Raw genomic sequence first — 18,093 nt, forward strand, 5'->3', positions numbered from 1 at the left:
AAAAGAGGTGAAAACATGGGAAGAATCATCGCGATTGCCAACCAAAAAGGGGGAGTCGGAAAAACGACGACATCGATCAACCTGGGTGCGGGGCTGGCAATGGCAGGGAAACGAGTGTTGATCATCGATATTGACCCGCAAGGAAATACAACGAGCGGGTTGGGGATCAATAAAGCTGATGTCAAGCATTGTATCTATGACGTGTTGATCAATGACGTTCCACCAGCTGATGTGATCCGCTCCACCATGATCAAAGGACTACACGTGCTGCCGGCCACGATTCAGTTGGCGGGTGCGGAAATCGAGTTGGTACAGGTGATCTCGCGGGAATTGCGCTTGAAACGGGCATTGCAGCAAGTGCGGGAACATTATGATTATCTGTTGATCGACTGTCCGCCGTCTCTCGGGGTTTTGACGGTCAATTCCCTGACGGCAGCTGATTCGGTATTGATCCCGATCCAATGCGAATATTACGCATTGGAAGGGTTGGGGCAACTGCTCAACACGATCCGCATCGTTCAGAAACACCTGAACAAGCATTTGGAGATCGAAGGGGTGTTGCTGACGATGTTTGACGGTCGAACCAATTTGTCCGTCCAAGTGATGGAAGAAGTGAAGAAATATTTTCAGCACAAAGTATATGATGTGGTCATCCCGCGAAATGTACGGGTAAGTGAAGCACCCAGTCACGGGAAACCGATCATTACATATGATCCGCGCTCCAAAGGGGCGGAGTGTTATATTCAGTTGGCAAAGGAAGTGATCGGACGTGAGCGGTAAACGTTTGGGAAAGGGGTTGGGAGCGCTATTACCGGACATTGATGTCCAGGAATCCGATGCGATCAATGAAGTACCGTTGGAGGAGTTGCGTCCCAATCCTTATCAACCGCGCAAACATTTTGACCCCGAAGCTTTGCAAGAATTGGTTTCCTCAATCAAGGAACACGGCATCGTTCAACCGATTGTTGTGCGGAAGAGCATTCGAGGATATGAAATCGTAGCGGGAGAACGGCGTTTTCGTGCAGCGAAAGAAGCGGGATTAAGCAAAGTCCCCGTGGTGGTTCGCGAGTTTTCAGATGATCGGATGATGGAAATCGCGCTGATCGAGAATTTACAGCGTGAGGATTTGAATCCCTTGGAAGTGGCAATGGCATACCAGAAATTGATGACACATTTTTCACTGACACAGGAAGAGCTGGCAGCGAGGGTAGGGAAAAGTCGTCCGCATGTGACCAACTTCCTGCGGCTGCTGCAATTGCCACCTGAGATTCAAGAAGATGTTTCACGTGGAACATTATCCATGGGCCACGCTCGCGCTTTATTGGGGTTGAAAGACCGGGATCTGCAGAAAAAGTTGGCCGAAAAGGTAAAAAAGGAAGGGGCCAGCGTACGACAACTGGAAGAATGGGTGCAACACGTTCAACAGGTAAAGCCGAAAAAGAAAAAAGAGAGACCAGAGTTCCATTCCCCATACACTCGTTATGAAGAACTGTTACGGGAAACGTTGAATACGCCCGTTCGGATCCGGCAGGGAAAACGGAAAGGCAAAATCGAGATTGAATATTATTCCGAACGGGAGCTGGAGCGACTGATTGAATTCCTTCAAGGCGAATCATGGGAAAATTGAAGTCAGGGGGATGGTCCGTATAGAGAAGGGGGGATTGTTTTCCTGTGGGTAACCTTATGCTTTCAGCATTGGCCATTACATAAGAAAAGATCACCCAGGCGGCATGAGTGGGACAGGGATTTCCGGCTTTATAGATGGAGGATATTGGAGGATATCAAGCACAGCGGGGACCGACTTTTGACCAGACATTGTATAATGAAAGAGGGGTCATCGGTACTGGGAGTGGTGGAAAATGATTTATCTGGATAACGCCGCCACCACATGGCCGAAACCTGAAGGGGTTTCGCAGGCGGTAAAAGATTGCATAGATATGCTGGGTGCCAATCCCGGCAGAGGGGGGCACCGGCTGTCGGTACAGGCGGGAGAAGTGTTGGCCAAAGCCCGCCGAGCTTTAGCTGATTTGTTTGGGATTCGGGACCCGCAGAACCTGTTTTTTTACGCAAATGCAACGCAAGCGATCAATCAAGCGCTAAAAGGTTTGCTTCAACCGGGGGATCATGTGGTGATCTCCCCCTGGGAGCATAACGCGATGGCACGTCCATTGGAGGCGCTGAAAAAGGAACGTGGGATTCGTGTCACAGTCGTGCCACCCTCTCCGCAGGGAACGGTGGAGCCGCGTGCGGTGGAAGAAGCATTGACGCCGGATACCCGTTTAATCGCGATGACACATGGTTCCAATGTGACCGGTGCCGTCCTGCCCATCGAAGAGATTGGCGCCATTGCCGCCAAACACGACGTGCTTCTTTTGGTGGATGCGGCACAAACAGCGGGTGTGCTGCCCATCGATGTGGAAACGATGAACATTCATCTTTTGGCGTTTCCCGGCCATAAAGGATTGTTTGGCCCACAGGGAACGGGAGGATTGTATGTGCATCCCGATGTCAAAATAGAACCTTGGATTCAGGGAGGCACAGGCAGTCGTTCCGAATCGTTGGAACACCCTTCGGCCCGCCCGGACGGGTTTGAGAGCGGAACACCCAACACACCCGGGATCGCTGGATTGGAGGCCGGGGTGCGTTTTGTCACCCAAACCGGCTTGGATGCCATACACCGCAAGGAGATGGCCTTGAATGATCGATTGCGGTCGGGCTTACAGGAAATGGACGGGATCCAAGTGTACGGACCGGATGATTCTTTATTACCTGTTACCTCCTTCAATTTGGAAGGGGTGGACAGTTTGATGGTAGCCGAGATCTTGGATCAACATTTCGAAATCGCCGTACGTGCGGGATTTCATTGTGCGGCATTGGCTCACCTTAGTTTGGGAACGGATCAAACCGGAACGGTTCGCGTCAGCCCAGGGTACTTCAACCAGGAGAAGGATATCGATGACCTGCTGGCAGCGCTTCGGGAGATCCGAGAGGTGTTGGTGTAAATGGCAACAACGCCGATTTTTCTTAAGAAATGGAAAGGGAATGACAGGAGGATTTCACCATGCTGGAACGTTGGATCGGGTGGATACATCAGGATCCTGCCACATGGATCATGGGTGTATTGATTGGACAAGTGGTATTGTTCCTTTTATTGTTAATCGGGTGGATTCGTTTGTCACTACAAAAGCGCAGATGGCGTAAGTTGTCCCGTTATTTCCAGAAGTCCGATTCCATTTCCGACCTGTTGGAATCGGGTGAGATGGATGCGGAACAGTTGTTGTACTATCTCAAACGTATTGATCAGACACTCTCTTCCCTCAAGGGTCGTATGGGATTGGTACGTTATAATGCCATAGGAGAGAGTGCGACCGACATGAGCTTTTCGTTGGCCATGCTGGATGAACAGGGAAACGGTGTGGTGATCAGCAGTTTATTCAACCGTCATAATCCGTCCTATATTTACGCGAAGCCGATTGTTGAAGGCGAGTCTTCTTATCCACTTTCTTCCGAAGAGCGACAAGCAATCCATCGCGCGCTCAATGGGAATCAAGATGAAGACACCGCTGTGTTAACAGGAAAAAAAGTCAACGATGGAAAATGAGGATCAAAGGGAAAACCATCTGTACCTCAATCGCCTGATCGGTACAGATGGTTTTTTTTTCAAAAACACCCATTCATCTCGTTCTGAAGATTTTCCAGGGTAGCACTGATGTACTTCAACGCGGCAAGGTGTGGTATTGACGAACGGCCAACTGTACTGCATCGGCGATGACTTCCGCCATTTTCATGACGACGCCCAATCGGGTGTTTTGTAATACGAAATATTCCATAAATCCGGCCACATTGACAATTCCCGTAACATGTACTTGGCCTACCTCAGGAAGATTTTTGTTCACCCCTGCACCGGGCTTTAACGGCCCCAAACCCAATTGAATCCATCCAACGCTTTTCAATTGTCCCAAACAGGCGTCCACCGCGATGATGAATGGATGATGCAGCTCCTGATGGATACGGTACAGCGTGGAACGCAGATTGACGGCATGAACGGGCTCGTCCAATGTACCGAAAATATGCAGGGAAGGTGGTGCGTGCTTCTCCAATAACGTTCCTACCAGCGGACCGAGCGCATCCCCAGTGGAGCGGTCGGTTCCGATACAAACGCAAGCCAAATGGGTGAATGATCCGCTTGTGCGAAGGACTTGATGCAACCGCTCCGCGCATTCCTGTGCGGCATAAGGCTGTGTGTACTGTACGCGATACGGATAGGAGTAAGGTGATCCGGGTCTGGGAACCAGCTCGCGCATGGCAGTCGACCTCCGATATTTTTGGTCCTTACCAGTATACGGATTAACAGGTTGAAATATACATATACGGACAACCCGCGACGAGCCTGGGAGGCGGTTGGTATGTGGGCATCTGTTTGGCGCTCAGTTAAAATCAGCATGACCATTGTGGGTACAACGATTGGCGCGGGTTTTGCGTCCGGTCGGGAAATATGGGAATTTTTCGGCGTTTACGGTGATAACAGCAGGTGGGGAATTGTATTGTCCATGGCATTGTTTTTTTTGGCCACCGTTACGATGCTTCAAATCTGTTGGTACCACCGGACCCAGCATTACTCAGAAATGTTAATGCAATTGATGGATGGCCGGCTCGCCCGTTTTTTTGACGGGGTGATTCTGCTGTTTTTGTTGACCGGGACATTGGTGATGGTGGCGGGAAGTGGTGCGACGTTTGAGCAGTGGAACGGATCTTACATACTGGGTGGATTGGTGCTGTGTGCAACCGTTTTTTTGGTGCTGTTGTTTAATCTGCGAGGGGTGATGACGGTCAATGCGCTACTGATGCCGGTTTTAACCCTGATCCTGCTGTTGGTGTGCAGCCACTTTCTGCAAACCGATGCCAAGGAGCCGGTTTCGGCCTGGCATCTGTCCACCATGACTCACCAAACCCCGCTATGGTCGTCGGCGATTACCTATGCGGCGTTCAACATCATTTCGTTGGTGGCGGTATTGTCCACGTTGGGGTCGGAAATTCGCCGCTCATCGGAAATTTGGCTCGCCGCTGTCATTAGTTCGGTTTGTCTGGGGGCAGTGGCGTATCTGTACAATATGGCCTTGCTTCGAGTGGCGCATTTGATGCCTCAGTATGATATTCCCCTGTTTGCCTTGATGCGCCACTATTCTCCCTGGTGGATGGGAGTGGTTTCTTTGGTGTTGTGGCTGGCCATTTTCACCACCGCCGTCAGCAACGTGCACGGTTTGATTTCTCGCTTGTCCGATAAGCTTCCGTTACCTCGCTGGATGATCGGAGCGATGGTCTTAATCGTGATGATTCCGCTCAGCCGCTTGGGTTTTGCCGCCTTGATCCAGATTTTGTATCCTTTGTACGGTGTATTGAATCTGTTTATTTTAATGATATTGCTGTTGCATCCAATCCGGCAACGGTTGATTTAATGCAGACGGGGTGCCGGAAACAAAAAAAGACCGGTTCCATCTGCCATGGGGCACAGGAATACGGTCCCGTTCCGTCAGGTTCGGGCAATATGTATCAGTCCTAGCATATGTGAATAGAAACAATCGATTCAGCCGGTCCATCGAACCCATACTCACTTGATTACCCATTGCGGCTGAGGGTGGCCGATGATTGCGGAAAAATCGGGGGTTCTTTTTTTGTTGCCCTTTGGTTCCACCTTGATCCCCATCCGTTTGAGCCGCTCGACAATCATCTGCTCCCGCTGTTTGTCCAGCTCGCCGCGCTCCATGCGCTTGTCCCCCTTTTAGTTGCTCTCACCATTATTATACGTGATTTGTTCCGCTTGGTGCATCTCCTGGGCAAATGCTTGTGACAGCTTTTCGAAGTGCTCGGCGTGGTTTTCCTCTTCCAGGATGTCCGGGCTCAGTGTGAGCAAGAAAACGTAACTCCCGCCTTTGATGCGGATGGTTTTGGTTAAATATACTCGTCCCTGCTTGTCGCTATTCCCATCGTGCAAAAACGTGTAAAACCGGTCTTTCATCATGATGCCCCGTAAGATACCGGTTCGCTTTCGGGTGTTGATTTTCCTTCTGGTTTCGGGGTCGATCAACAGATCAAAGTTGATTTTGGTCTCCAGGAGATCGAGAGCGAGCTGGACGAATGCATACTGGAGGGCCGTACGGTCGTCGATGTCATCCTTCTCTTCAATCTCCGGTTGATACTGCTGGATAAAATCCAACAGCGGATCAAAACGGTCCTCTTCGAATGCTCGTACTGCCTGCTCAAATTGCTGGAACAATCGCGCGTCCACCTCATAGTATGCCTGCACCATCGCGTTGAGGTCGATGTTTTCCCATACATACCCGTCCAAGTGGTTGATTTTGAAGACGACTTTCCGCCTTTCCCGCTTGATGGTGTATTCGTACAACTGGACGGCGAGCACGTACGGTTCGTTTCGGGTAAACCGTTTCATGGCATGTAACAGACGCGCCCGCCATTTGAAATCCTTCAGCTCGTCATAGGCCTGCAGCAACATGCGGGCGTTGTCCGCCAAATCTTCCTTGTATTCGCGGATTTGCTCACGAAAATAGATATAAAAAGACGAAAACAGCAGTGCCACGATGATGATCGGCAGTTTCCATTTGAAGATGAAGGCAAAATATCGGTCGTACAGTGTCTGGGAATCATTTTCCGTCCACAAGTTGATCAGGAACGCAAAAACGGCGATGAAGGTAATCTCCGCCGGCACTTTAAGTCTTTTCCGTTTCATGCGGCACTTCTCCTTTTTACCTTTCCGACGGCTTGCCGAAGTCTGCCGGATCGGGGGATCATGAGCCGGATCCCATTCTCAAAATCCGGATGGTCCCCAGTTGATCATTTTCCGCAAAAATCAAGGTCGTCCATCGATTGATCATGATTGAAATGGGGAATATAATGGAGACAAGGAAAGCGTGCTGGCAAGCGGCCCCACTCTCCTGGGCCGGCGGGCTCCCAACGATGTGCGGTCATTAGGAGCCTTTTATTACGTAACCACAGGAAGGGCTTTAGCGCCGTTTTTTCCTAGACTGTTCCCAGTCAAGGAAAAGACGAATGACTTGGACCAGTACGGCAAGTACTGCCGCCAAACCGGTCATCAGATCAACTATTTCTTGCCAGGTTATGCGCCTCACCCCCTTGATACCGGCCAGAGAGTGAGGCCAACGCATTTCCCTGTCTCCTTTCAATATTCTATCATTTCTAAATTGTAGAATCCACGCAGAAATCCGGTCGTTGACCGGTTTTTTCGTATTCTACAGACTTGTTTTTCCAACGAACACATGTGATCGCCATATTCTGAAAGTGAAATCTGCTTACCCGCCAAACCAGGGCCGGGGAGGCCCACATGCTATTGGACAGGAGTGGCTTGATATTTTGAGTATCATTTTACATATTCAGCCGCTAGCGTGTCTGGTAGATCCGTGGAGTATATGCTTTCCCAGATGAGCGCCTGACCAAGCCGGCCGAGCGAATACCCGGAACGCGCAGGGAAGAAATCGAGGGCAACTTCCTCTAAGCGCAGCGTACTTTGCCCGCGTACTGCGCTTCGGGTCGGAGCGGACATAACCCTTCCGCAATTGGACAGTATGCACCAAACACATTCTCATTCTTTCGGCGAACCGGGTTTGGGGGATTCTGTTTTGTTGCAGGATTGATCAGATCGGTTATACTGGAATACGAGCAGATGACCGAGCCGACAGGCAATGAGCAGGAGCGTGATGGATGGTGTTGCAACGGAAAGTGTTCGCTTTGGGGGACATCGTAGAGATGAAAAAACCCCATCCGTGCGGAACCAATGCGTGGAAAGTGATTCGCATGGGGATGGATATTCGGATCAAGTGTACCGGTTGCGGCCACAGCGTGCTCTTGCCCCGGTCGCAGTTTGAAAAGAAAATGAAAAAAGTGCTGATACAAGCAGCCGAACAAGAGAGTAAGGAATGAACGTTCCGCCTGAAAAAGGCGGATTTTCGTGTGAACAAAAGTTGGGAGCGATTTGATCCCGGTCGGGGGGAGATGACAGTATGCCATTGACGACGGGCATTGTAGGATTGCCCAATGTGGGAAAATCGACGCTGTTTAATGCCATCACACGGGCGGGGGCTGAATCGGCCAACTACCCGTTTTGTACAATCGATCCCAATGTGGGTGTAGTGGATGTGCCGGACGAACGGCTGGACCGTCTGGCCGAGATGGTAAAGCCCCAGAGGGTGGTACCGACACACTTTCAGTTTACAGACATCGCTGGTTTGGTAAAGGGCGCCAGCAAGGGTGAAGGATTGGGAAACCAGTTTTTGTCCCACATTCGTGAAGTGGACGCGATCATTCACGTTGTCCGCTGTTTTGAGGATGAAAACATCACTCATGTGGCGGGTAAAGTGGATCCGGCCAGCGATATCGAAACGATTAATCTGGAATTGATCCTCGCCGATCTGGAGTCGGTGGAGCGCCGCTTGGAGCGTGTCAGCCGGCAGAAAAAAAGCGGAGACAAGATGGCGACGTTGCAGCATGCGGCACTGATCAAGCTGAAGGAGGCCCTGACGGAGGGAATGCCGGCCCGACGGGTGGAGCTGTCCGATGAGGAGCGTGAGGCGATCAAGGGAACGCTCAATTTGTTGACGGCGAAAAAAGTGCTGTATGCCGCCAATGTGGGGGAAGACGATGCGGCTGATCCGTGGTCCAATCCGTATGTGCAGGAAGTGAAGCGGATCGCAGACGAAGAAGGGGCCGAGGTGGTCCCGATCAGTGCCCAGCTGGAAGCGGAGATTGCCGAGTTGGAAGGGGAGGAACGGCGGCAATTCCTTGCGGATTTGGGTTTGGAGCAATCTGGACTGGATCGGTTGGTGGCGGCCGCGTATCAATTGTTGGGGCTGATCACCTATTTCACCGCAGGGGAAAAAGAGGTGCGGGCCTGGACGATTCGCCGGGGAACCAAAGCACCGCAGGCTGCCGGTGTCATCCATAGCGATTTTGAACGGGGCTTCATCCGCGCCGAGGTGATCGGCTATGAGGACCTCATGGCGGCAGGTTCACTCGCGGCGGCTCGGGAAAAAGGGTTGTTGCGACTGGAAGGCAAGGAATACGTCGTGCGTGATGGTGATATAATGCACTTCCGGTTTAATGTATAAAGCGTTTGAACAGGACTTCTTGCCACCGTCTATGAATTCTGTTAGAATGTAGAATTGTGGTTTTGTGTATATCCACTCCTTGTTCCTGCCGACGGGCAGGGACCGTTAAAGTCCAAAAGGAGGTGTAAAGGATGCGGAAATACGAGCTGATGTACATCGTGCGTCCGGATCTGGACGATGAGAACCTTCGCGCAACGCGGGAAAAGGTGCATTCGGTGATCACCAACAACGGCGGTGAAATCATCGAAGTGAACGAAATGGGCAAACGTCGTCTTGCCTATGAGATCAAGAAGTTCCGTGACGGCGTGTACACCGTGGTGACGTTCAACGCCACCCCGGAAGTCGTCAATGAACTGGATCGCACCATCAAGATCAATGACAACGTGATCCGCCATATGATCATCAACCTGGAAGAAAAATAAGGGTAGGTCGTTTGAGAGAGGAATCGGCGAAAAAAGGAGAGTTGTTACATGCTGAATCGGGTGGTTCTGATCGGTCGGTTGACCCGGGATCCCGAACTCCGTTACACGCCGAGCGGTGTCGCTGTGGCTTCCTTCACCATCGCTGTGGACCGTCGGTTCACCAATCAGCAAGGGGAACGGGAGACTGACTTCATCCCGATTGTTACATGGCGCCAGTTGGCGGAGAACTGCGCCAACTACCTGAAAAAAGGCCGCCTGGTCGGGGTGGACGGTCGTTTGCAGGTCCGCAGTTACGAAAACAATGAAGGACGCAGGGTTTGGGTGACGGAAGTGGTGGCTGAAGATGTCCGCTTCCTCGAACCGGCGGGAGGTGCATCCCGGAATCCCGGCATGGAGGGGGATTCCCAGCGCTTCTCGCCGAAGAGCAACAACGATTTCGACGACCCGTTTGCGGATGATGGAAAGCCGATCGACATCTCTGACGACGATCTGCCCTTCTGATACGGAATCGCTCATTGAACGAAAGGAGGATGGAACATGGCTCGCCGTCGTGGACACAAACGCCGCAAAGTGTGCTACTTTACGGTGAACAAAATCGATTACATCGATTATAAAGACGTGGACCTGCTGAAGAAGTTCATCAGCGAGCGCGGGAAAATCCTGCCGCGTCGGGTAACCGGAACTTCTTCCAAATACCAACGGCAATTGACCCGTGCGATCAAACGGGCCCGCCAAATGGCGTTGTTGCCGTACACGACCGACTAATGCGACAGGGGCGCAACAGCCCCTGTTTTTTTGCATCAGACGGTGGAGAAGGATGGAAAAGCAGGAAAAGGCGCGTGAAATGTTGAAATCACTCCTCAAAGTTCCCAAAGGAGTGTTTGCCATGAGCCGGCCGGAGCAACATGTACAGATTGCCAAAAGTGTGAAAGTGGTCGATTGGTTGAAGACGGAGATGCTGGATCAACAGGCCAATCTGTTCAAAGGGTTGCATCATGCCAATCAGCACATGATTCTTGACAGTCTGGCCAGTTTGGTTATGGCGACGTATGTCATGGCGCGCCGTTTGGGCTACTCATACAGGGAAATTGATCAGGTCGTCAGACATAAATTGCGCGAGCACATTCGTGAAGGACATCAATTGGAAGAATGGTACGGGGATCTCTCCGCACTGGACGACTACATCAACAAGAGGTGACGCGGTTTTGACGGGACCAACTGATCGGGTACGGGACGGGTTTTGGTTGTGCGCGGCATTCATCCCGCTGTTCGCCTCGCTCTTTACCCCGTTCTCCCTTTTCACCATCTGGCTTTTTCCCCTTCCATTTTTCATTCACACCGCCAAACGCTCGTGGAATTTCGCAGTTGGATTTGCGTCCGTGTTGGGATTGCTCCTTTTACTGTTCTTTCATCCGGTTGTGCTTTCGCTGGCGCTGTTCGGTATGGCTACGGGGATCGTGATGGGTGAGCTGTACCGACGGCCCCGCATGCGTGCTGTGGACGTCGTGCTGGGTGGCTGGATCGTGTCTGTATTGCTCCTGCTGTTGACATTGGTAATCGCGGAACAATCATTCCATATCATAGAAACGTTCCAGTCCGAGTGGCAAAAACAACTGATGGAAACCGAGCGAATGATGCAGGGATACGATATCAACTACGTGATGCCGAAACTGCCACTTTCGCTCTTCCTGCCAGTAACCTTGGGTACTGTGTCGTTCGGTGTTGTGTCAGTCAGTTTCCTCATCGGTAGAAGGTGGATAATCAAGTGGGGATTGCCTGGTAAATTTCTTCCGTCTTTTGATCGGTGGCGGTTTCCCCGGTCTTTCTTTGTAGTCTATCTGGGGCTGATCCTGCTCACCCTGTTGAACAAGGATGGCGTTGGTGACTTGGCTCCGGCATTGCCCGTCTTTACACTGCTCCTCCTGATCCAGGGCTTCAGCTTCTTGGCATTTATCTTTCGTCGTCGCGGATGGAATCGGGGGTGGGTGGTTGCTATTGCTGTCCTTTCATTTCCGTTCCCGCTCCTGTTGATGGGGGTTCACCTGATCGGCATGATGGATATGGGATTTGATTTACGTGGAAAAATGAAGGCTAACGGCGACTGAACCAGAAAAGCGCGAGGAGCGAATCGTGGGCAATTTTCTCAAAGTGAAGCGTGCTTTCCCACTTCCTGCGCTGACCAGGTCGGAGCGGTCATCATCTGCTTCCCCGCAGGGCGCAGGAGGAGCGAGCCGGGAAAGCAATGTGGACAGTGTTCACCAGCCATCCTGATAAGCAAAACAAAGTGTACTTTGCCCACGTTCTGCGCCCGGTTTGTTCTGGGGGTTTCTTGTAAACCGTTTTTTGCTTTTCCAGCGCTTTTGGTACAATAGAACCAAACTGCGCGGAATAAGGTTTAGAACATACAGGAAGAGCGGGTCGAGGGGATGTGACGATGCCGAAATTTATCACTCAGCGCTGGCACGGGTTACACATGGTGATGTCCATGTGTTTCAGCCTGATGTTGATCGCGCTTCTCTCCATCTACCGTTGGGAATACGGCGTAATGGGGCTTACTCTCTTTTTTTTCATCGCGCTGATGTTGGTGCGGGCGGAACGTGTGTTCCGCCAAGAGTTTTCACAGTATGTGTTGACGTTGTCGAAACGGGTGAAGGGAGCCACCCAGGAAGCGATCGATCATTTGCCGGTGGGCATTTTGCTGTATGACCGCGAACGTCGCATTGAGTGGCACAATCCGTTTGTGCGGGACATGATCCAAAAAGAGGAATTGATCGGGACGTCATTGGATGAATTACTGCCTGTGCTGAAGTTGGCTGAAAAAAAAGAAGGGGGGCCTTTCACCGTCGAGATCGGCGGTCGGTCGTTCGAGGTCATCCACCAACGGAAAGAGAGACTCTATTATTTTCGTGACGTGACACGGTTGGCAAAACTGCAGGAACGATATGAACAGGAACGAGTCGTCATCGGGTTGATGCACTTGGACAACTTCGATGAAGCGGGTCAGGGTATGAACGATCAGGAGCGGACCCTGCTTTTGACGGAAGTGACAGGAGCCATTTCCCGATGGGCGCTCAAGTACGATATCAGTTTACGCCGTTATGATACCGACCGGTTTTTGCTCATCTTGGAACAGCGCGGATTAGATCGGCTGATGAAAAGCCGGTTTGATATTTTGGATGAAGTGCGGGAGAAGACGCGGCATAATAAGATCCCCATCACGCTCAGCATCGGGCTGGCCGTCACGGGCGACACAATGATTGAACGAACGCAAAACGCCCAAGCCGCGCTCGATATCGCATTGGCGCGCGGAGGCGACCAAGCGGCCGTGCACAATGGTGAACGCATCGTCTTTTTCGGTGGCAAGACCAATGCCGTGGAAAAACGGACCCGAGTCCGTGCGCGGGTGATTTCGCATGCGCTTGGCAATTTGATCCGCGACAGCGAACGGGTATTGATCATGGGACATACCGAGCCGGACATGGACGCCTTGGGGGCAGCGATTGGCGTCTTGCGCGCGGTTCGGCAGAATGACCGCCCCGGTTACATCGTATTGGATGAGGACGATCATAATCCAGGGATCGAACGCTTGTTGGAAGCGATTGAGCAACACGAGTATCTGCGTGAACGGATCGTCACACCTGAGAGGGCGTTGCAAATGGTGAACGATACCACGCTCGTCATATTGGTGGACACCCACAAACCCTCACTCGCAATCGAACCGCGATTGTTGGACAAAGCGGAGCGGGTGGTGGTGATCGATCACCACCGGCGCGGGGAAGAGTTCGTACGCGATCCGGTATTGGTTTACTTAGAACCGTATGCGTCCTCCACTTGTGAGTTGGTGACAGAGCTCTTGCAGTACCAGAAAGACCGGACCGTCATGGACACGCTGGAAGCGACAGCGCTGTTCGCCGGTATCGTCGTCGACACCAAAAGCTTCGCATTCCGCTCCGGTTCACGCACGTTTGAGGCCGCTTCATTCCTCCGGCAGCATGGAGCGGACCTGGCAATGGTGCAGACCTTGCTCAAGGAAGACTTGGACCGCTTTGTCAAACGGGCGGAGATTGTCAAAAATACGGAAGTGGTATACGATAAAATTGCGATTGCAACGGGCGAGGAAGGTGAACGGTACGACCAGATTCTGATCGCCCAGTCGGCCGACACTCTGCTCAACATGCACGGGATTCGTGCCGCGTTCGTCGTATGCGAACGGGATGATGGCAAAGTGTCTATCAGCGCCCGATCACAGGGAGATATCAATGTGCAGGTGGTCATGGAAGAGATGGGTGGCGGTGGTCACTTGACCAATGCCGCCGTTCAACTGGAAAACGTGACGATATCGGAAGCGCGCGAGCGTTTGCTCAAGATCTTGGAAAAGGTGCACGAAGAAGGGAGCGACGCTGAATGAAAGTCATATTCCAGCAAGATGTTAAAGGGCAAGGAAAAAAAGGGGAGATCAAGGAAGTCTCCGAAGGATATGCGCGCAATTTCCTGTTTCCACGGAAGCTGGCCGTGGAAGCGACCGAGGGTAATCTGAAAGCCTGGAAAGATCAAAAACGGCGGGAAGAAGCCCGACAACAACAAGAACGGCAACAAGCCCAAGCGTTGGCTGAAAAATTAAAAGACATCCAAGTTACCATCCGCGCCAAAGCGGGGGAAGGCGGCCGGTTGTTCGGTGCCGTGACTTCCAAGCAAATCAGTGAACAATTGAAACAGGCACACGGGCTGAAAGTCGATAAGAAAAAGATCCTGTTGGAAGAACCAATTCGTTCGCTCGGCGTCACACGGGTACCGGTGAAACTGCATCCGGAAGTGACGGCGACCGTGGCCGTCCATGTGGTGGAAGAATGAACCGTGCCGATCAGCGCTCCACGCGCGGGTGGGGCGTTTTTTTATGGCAGCGGCTGGAGGATGATGGAACATGAGTGAGTTGTTTGCAGACCGTCTCCCTCCTCACAATCTTGAGGCGGAACAGGCTGTTCTGGGTGCCATTTTGATCGATCCATCCTCGTTGGTGACGGTGACTGAGCGGCTTCGACCCGAGGATTTTTACCGACAGGGGCATCAGCGACTGTTTCAGGTGATGATTGAGCTGTCGGAACGGGGAGAACCGCTCGATCTGGTGACGATCACATCCGAGCTGCAGGACCGGAAGCTGTTGGAAGAGGTAGGGGGGGTCAGCTATCTAGCCGAGCTGGCCGAAGTCGTGCCCACATCTGCCAACGTGGAATATTATGCGCGCATTGTGGAGGAAAAAGCGATTTTGCGCCGGCTGATTCGGACAGCGACGCAAATCGCTTCCGCAGGGTATTCCGGTGGTGCGGAAGTGGCTGAGATTCTCGATGAGGCGGAAAAACAGATCCTGGACATCTCCCAAAGGCGCCACCGCAACGGATTCGTGCCGATCCGCGACATCCTAATTGAGACGTACGAACACATTGAGAAATTGCATTACAAAAAAGGGGAATTGACCGGGATTCCCACTGGATATACTGATTTAGACCGGATGACGTCCGGTTTGCAACCGTCCGATCTGATCATCATCGCAGCCCGACCCAGTATGGGAAAGACAGCGTTTGCCCTCAACCTTGCACAAAATGTGGCCATCCGCTCCAAACTGCCCGTCGCGATTTTCAACCTGGAGATGTCAGCCCCCCAATTGGTGATGCGGATGCTGGCAGCGGAGGGCAATATCGACGCCCAGGCATTCCGGACGGGCAATCTGACAGAAGAGGATTGGGAAAAGCTGACGATGGCGATCAGCACGTTATCGGAAGCACCCATCTTCATTGACGATACGCCTGGAGTAACGGTGTTTGATATCCGTTCCAAACTGCGCCGATTGCAGGCGGAACATGGACTGGGTCTGGTGCTGATCGACTATTTGCAGTTGATCTCCGGTCGCGGCGGGGAAAGCCGGCAACAGGAAATCTCCGAAATCTCCCGCTCTCTCAAGTTGATGGCACGGGAATTGAATGTGCCGGTCATTGCACTTTCCCAGTTGTCGCGTGCGGTGGAACAACGTCAGGACAAGCGACCGATGCTGTCGGACCTCAGGGAATCCGGTTCAATCGAGCAGGATGCCGACGTGGTAGCGTTTTTGTACCGGGATGATTATTACAACGAGGACTCCGAGAAGAAAAACATCTTGGAAGTCATTATCGGCAAGCAACGGAACGGCCCCGTCGGTAAGGTGGAATTGCTGTTCCTCAAAAACTACAACAAATTTCTCAGCTTGGATCTGCGTCACGGCGAACCGTCGATCTAGGACGTGGCTCATCCGCCATAGAGAAATTACCCTGTTTCACTCGCTTGCAAAACATTGCTAATAAACGATGGATAGGAAAACGCATTTCTCCGAATATATTACTTTAATTGCAATTTGAATGTTCGGTTTTGACATTGACACTCTAGCTTGTATTGGGATAGACTATGTATTGTGTTCGGAAAACTGGTGGAAACCGCCGCGAAGGAGGAATGACCCATGTCGACGGTGGTCGTGGTCGGCACGCAGTGGGGAGATGAAGGGAAAGGAAAAATCACCGATTTCCTCGCTGAGAAAGCCGAAGTCGTGGCACGATACCAAGGCGGTAACAATGCGGGACACACCATTGTATTTGGAGGAAAACGTTACAAACTGCATTTGATCCCTTCCGGCATTTTTTACTCGGACAAAATTTGTGTACTAGGTAACGGAATGGTGCTCAATCCCGAAGCGTTGGTGGAAGAGCTGAATTATCTGCATCAAAATGGCGTGTCTACGGACAATTTACGCATCTCCGATCGTGCGCACGTGATTTTGCCGTATCATCTCAAATTGGATAAAGCCGAGGAAACGCGGAAAGGCGCGGGTAAAATCGGCACTACCGGCAAAGGGATTGGTCCCGCTTACATGGACAAAGCGGCCCGGATCGGCATTCGCGTAGCCGATCTGTTGGACAAGGACATTTTTGCCGAAAAGCTGAAACGGAATTTGGAAGAGAAAAACCGCTTGCTGGAGCGGTTCTATGATATGACCGGTTTTGATTTCGATGAGGTGTACCAACGGTATCTCGCCTGTGCGGATCGGATTCGTCCGTATGTGACAGATACCTCGGTGGTATTGAATGATGCGATCGATCAGGGGCGTCGTGTGCTGTTTGAAGGAGCACAGGGTGTCATGCTGGATATCGACCAAGGGACGTATCCTTTTGTCACCTCGTCCAACCCTGTGGCCGGCGGTGTTTGCATCGGCTCCGGAGTGGGTCCGACCAAGATCCATCAGGTGATCGGGGTAGCCAAGGCGTATACCACCCGGGTGGGTGACGGCCCGTTCCCGACGGAACTGCACGATGAAATCGGCGATCGCATCCGGGAGATCGGGCGCGAATATGGGACCACCACCGGGCGCCCGCGTCGGGTGGGCTGGTTTGACAGCGTTGTGGTTCGTCATGCGCGTCGCGTCAGCGGCATTACCGGACTGTCGCTCAATTCGATCGACGTGCTTACCGGTTTGGAAACGGTGAAAATCTGTAAGGCCTATCGGTACAAAGGGCAAATCATCGAAAATTATCCGGCCAATCTGGAAGTATTGAAGGATTGCGAACCGGTCTATGAGGAATTGCCCGGCTGGAAAGAGGATATCACCAAAGTGCGCAGTTACCATGAACTGCCGCTGGCTGCTCAACACTACGTGGAACGGATTACCCAATTGACCGGGATTCCACTGGCCATCTTCTCGGTGGGACCGGACCGGGATCAGACAATTCAGATGCGACCTGTATATGCGTGAACGCCTTCGGGCGTTCTTTTTTTATTTGTGATACGTCTCTCCCCGACTGATTTTGAACGCGCGGTAAATTTGCTCCAACAATATCAAGCGCATGAGTTGGTGGGGAAAGGTCATATTGGAGAAGGAAAGGAGCAGGTCGGCGCGCTGTAGCACCTCCTCGGACAACCCGTAAGAGCCGCCGATGAGGAAGGAGATTCGATTCGTTCCGTAGGTAGCCAACCGGTCGAGATGGTTGGACAATTGCTCGGAGGACATCGATTTCCCTTCGATGGCCAGCGCAATCACATAGGCATCGGGATGAATTCGTTTCAGGATGCGCTCTCCTTCTCTGTTTTTAATCATTTCCGCTTCCGCTTCACTGACCGGATCGCGGGCTTGTTCCTCCGCCACCTCCACCATGTCCAGTTTGGCGTAGGCGGACAGGCGTTTTGCATACTCGTCGATTCCTTGTTTGAGGTAACGTTCTTTCAGTTTCCCCACGGCGATGATTTGAATGTTCACCGATATATCTCCTCTCCTGCGAGAATTTCCTTTCTCCCTTATGATGAGGGTGTTTGCGAATCTGTAGTCCAAGTCAGAACATAATCGGCTGATTTACCACACCAGTGGCACACAGCGGGGGATTCCGCACGGACAGTTTGATCCGGCCAAGGCAATATGGTGGGAGCGACGGCGAAATCATCGACGATTCCGTCGATCACCACATCCACATGTGCTTCGCAGGCAAATCGATATGAGGATTCCGGCAAGTATTTCACCTCCA

At 52.0% G+C, this 18,093-nt stretch carries 22 protein-coding genes; 16 read left to right on the forward strand and 6 right to left on the reverse strand.

What is annotated here, in order from left to right; translation table 11 throughout:
- Nucleotides 1-15 precede the first annotated feature (15 nt).
- The 4 genes from NWF35_RS01260 to NWF35_RS01275 all read left to right on the forward strand — a co-directional run bounded on the left by NWF35_RS01260 (nt 16) and on the right by NWF35_RS01275 (nt 3,601).
- Nucleotides 16-780: a ParA family protein gene (locus tag NWF35_RS01260; RefSeq protein ID WP_301237285.1), complete on the forward strand. Its 765-nt coding sequence runs from the start codon at nt 16-18 to the stop codon at nt 778-780.
- A complete protein-coding gene (locus tag NWF35_RS01265) occupies nt 770-1,627 on the forward strand; it encodes a ParB/RepB/Spo0J family partition protein (protein ID WP_301237286.1) in 858 nt (285 codons plus the stop codon). Before NWF35_RS01260 ends, NWF35_RS01265 begins: the two co-directional genes overlap by 11 nt.
- 232 nt (nt 1,628-1,859) lie before the next feature.
- Entirely contained in the window at nt 1,860-3,002 is a 1,143-nt protein-coding gene (locus NWF35_RS01270; protein WP_301237287.1) for an aminotransferase class V-fold PLP-dependent enzyme, read from the forward strand.
- A 59-nt stretch (nt 3,003-3,061) separates the two neighbouring features.
- Nucleotides 3,062-3,601 (forward strand): DUF4446 family protein, encoded by a 540-nt coding sequence (locus NWF35_RS01275; RefSeq protein ID WP_301237288.1) that lies wholly within the window; start codon nt 3,062-3,064, stop codon nt 3,599-3,601.
- Between the two features lie 115 nt (nt 3,602-3,716).
- On the opposite strand, the gene yyaC is transcribed toward NWF35_RS01275, so the two are convergent.
- Nucleotides 3,717-4,304 (reverse strand): spore protease YyaC, encoded by a 588-nt coding sequence (gene yyaC, locus NWF35_RS01280; protein WP_212773618.1) that lies wholly within the window; start codon nt 4,302-4,304, stop codon nt 3,717-3,719.
- 102 nt (nt 4,305-4,406) lie between these two features.
- Between yyaC and NWF35_RS01285 the strand changes: the two genes are divergently transcribed.
- Nucleotides 4,407-5,456: a YkvI family membrane protein gene (locus NWF35_RS01285; protein WP_301237289.1), complete on the forward strand. Its 1,050-nt coding sequence runs from the start codon at nt 4,407-4,409 to the stop codon at nt 5,454-5,456.
- A 152-nt stretch (nt 5,457-5,608) separates the two neighbouring features.
- Here the strand turns inward: NWF35_RS01285 and NWF35_RS01290 are convergent, their stop codons facing one another.
- From NWF35_RS01290 to NWF35_RS01300, 3 genes are all read right to left on the reverse strand, one after another.
- Nucleotides 5,609-5,764, reverse strand: coding sequence for a hypothetical protein (locus tag NWF35_RS01290; RefSeq protein WP_212773616.1), 156 nt, complete (start codon nt 5,762-5,764; stop codon nt 5,609-5,611).
- 15 nt (nt 5,765-5,779) lie between these two features.
- Nucleotides 5,780-6,745, reverse strand: coding sequence for a hypothetical protein (locus NWF35_RS01295; RefSeq protein WP_301237290.1), 966 nt, complete (start codon nt 6,743-6,745; stop codon nt 5,780-5,782).
- A 274-nt stretch (nt 6,746-7,019) separates the two neighbouring features.
- Nucleotides 7,020-7,181, reverse strand: a complete 162-nt coding sequence (locus NWF35_RS01300) for a hypothetical protein (RefSeq protein ID WP_301237291.1) — start codon at nt 7,179-7,181, stop codon at nt 7,020-7,022.
- A 559-nt stretch (nt 7,182-7,740) separates the two neighbouring features.
- On the opposite strand from NWF35_RS01300, the gene NWF35_RS01305 reads away from it, so the two are divergent.
- The 11 genes from NWF35_RS01305 (at nt 7,741) to NWF35_RS01355 (ending at nt 17,330) form a co-directional block, all read left to right on the forward strand.
- The gene (locus NWF35_RS01305; RefSeq protein WP_301237338.1) at nt 7,741-7,953 is read left to right on the forward strand and encodes a DUF951 domain-containing protein; all 213 of its coding nucleotides are present in this window, start codon (nt 7,741-7,743) and stop codon (nt 7,951-7,953) included.
- Between the two features lie 80 nt (nt 7,954-8,033).
- The gene (gene ychF, locus NWF35_RS01310; protein ID WP_301237292.1) at nt 8,034-9,137 is read left to right on the forward strand and encodes a redox-regulated ATPase YchF; all 1,104 of its coding nucleotides are present in this window, start codon (nt 8,034-8,036) and stop codon (nt 9,135-9,137) included.
- A gap of 131 nt (nt 9,138-9,268) precedes the next feature.
- Nucleotides 9,269-9,559: a 30S ribosomal protein S6 gene (rpsF, locus tag NWF35_RS01315; RefSeq protein WP_205492316.1), complete on the forward strand. Its 291-nt coding sequence runs from the start codon at nt 9,269-9,271 to the stop codon at nt 9,557-9,559.
- A gap of 48 nt (nt 9,560-9,607) precedes the next feature.
- The gene (ssb, locus tag NWF35_RS01320) at nt 9,608-10,060 is read left to right on the forward strand and encodes a single-stranded DNA-binding protein (RefSeq protein ID WP_205492315.1); all 453 of its coding nucleotides are present in this window, start codon (nt 9,608-9,610) and stop codon (nt 10,058-10,060) included.
- A 36-nt stretch (nt 10,061-10,096) separates the two neighbouring features.
- Nucleotides 10,097-10,324: a 30S ribosomal protein S18 gene (gene rpsR, locus NWF35_RS01325; protein WP_205492314.1), complete on the forward strand. Its 228-nt coding sequence runs from the start codon at nt 10,097-10,099 to the stop codon at nt 10,322-10,324.
- Between the two features lie 52 nt (nt 10,325-10,376).
- Complete coding sequence (locus tag NWF35_RS01330; RefSeq protein ID WP_301237293.1) at nt 10,377-10,757, forward strand: MazG-like family protein; 381 nt, start codon at nt 10,377-10,379, stop codon at nt 10,755-10,757.
- 7 nt (nt 10,758-10,764) lie between these two features.
- Nucleotides 10,765-11,664: a DUF2232 domain-containing protein gene (locus NWF35_RS01335; RefSeq protein WP_301237294.1), complete on the forward strand. Its 900-nt coding sequence runs from the start codon at nt 10,765-10,767 to the stop codon at nt 11,662-11,664.
- Between the two features lie 329 nt (nt 11,665-11,993).
- Nucleotides 11,994-13,967, forward strand: a complete 1,974-nt coding sequence (locus NWF35_RS01340; protein WP_301237295.1) for a DHH family phosphoesterase — start codon at nt 11,994-11,996, stop codon at nt 13,965-13,967.
- Nucleotides 13,964-14,410: a 50S ribosomal protein L9 gene (rplI, locus tag NWF35_RS01345; RefSeq protein ID WP_301237296.1), complete on the forward strand. Its 447-nt coding sequence runs from the start codon at nt 13,964-13,966 to the stop codon at nt 14,408-14,410. The genes NWF35_RS01340 and rplI overlap by 4 nt, the downstream gene beginning before the upstream one ends.
- A gap of 70 nt (nt 14,411-14,480) precedes the next feature.
- Nucleotides 14,481-15,827 (forward strand): replicative DNA helicase, encoded by a 1,347-nt coding sequence (gene dnaB / locus NWF35_RS01350; RefSeq protein WP_301237298.1) that lies wholly within the window; start codon nt 14,481-14,483, stop codon nt 15,825-15,827.
- A gap of 216 nt (nt 15,828-16,043) precedes the next feature.
- Nucleotides 16,044-17,330, forward strand: coding sequence for an adenylosuccinate synthase (locus tag NWF35_RS01355; protein WP_301237299.1), 1,287 nt, complete (start codon nt 16,044-16,046; stop codon nt 17,328-17,330).
- Between the two features lie 21 nt (nt 17,331-17,351).
- On the opposite strand, the gene rlmH is transcribed toward NWF35_RS01355, so the two are convergent.
- Together rlmH and NWF35_RS01365 are read right to left on the reverse strand one after the other, a co-directional pair.
- Nucleotides 17,352-17,831: a 23S rRNA (pseudouridine(1915)-N(3))-methyltransferase RlmH gene (gene rlmH, locus NWF35_RS01360; protein WP_301237300.1), complete on the reverse strand. Its 480-nt coding sequence runs from the start codon at nt 17,829-17,831 to the stop codon at nt 17,352-17,354.
- A 38-nt stretch (nt 17,832-17,869) separates the two neighbouring features.
- The gene (locus NWF35_RS01365) at nt 17,870-18,079 is read right to left on the reverse strand and encodes a CxxH/CxxC protein (protein ID WP_301237301.1); all 210 of its coding nucleotides are present in this window, start codon (nt 18,077-18,079) and stop codon (nt 17,870-17,872) included.
- Nucleotides 18,080-18,093: the final 14 nt, after the last annotated feature.

Origin of the sequence: Polycladomyces subterraneus (assembly GCF_030433435.1) — a bacterium.
In the GTDB taxonomy this organism is placed as follows: domain Bacteria; phylum Bacillota; class Bacilli; order Thermoactinomycetales; family JIR-001; genus Polycladomyces; species Polycladomyces subterraneus.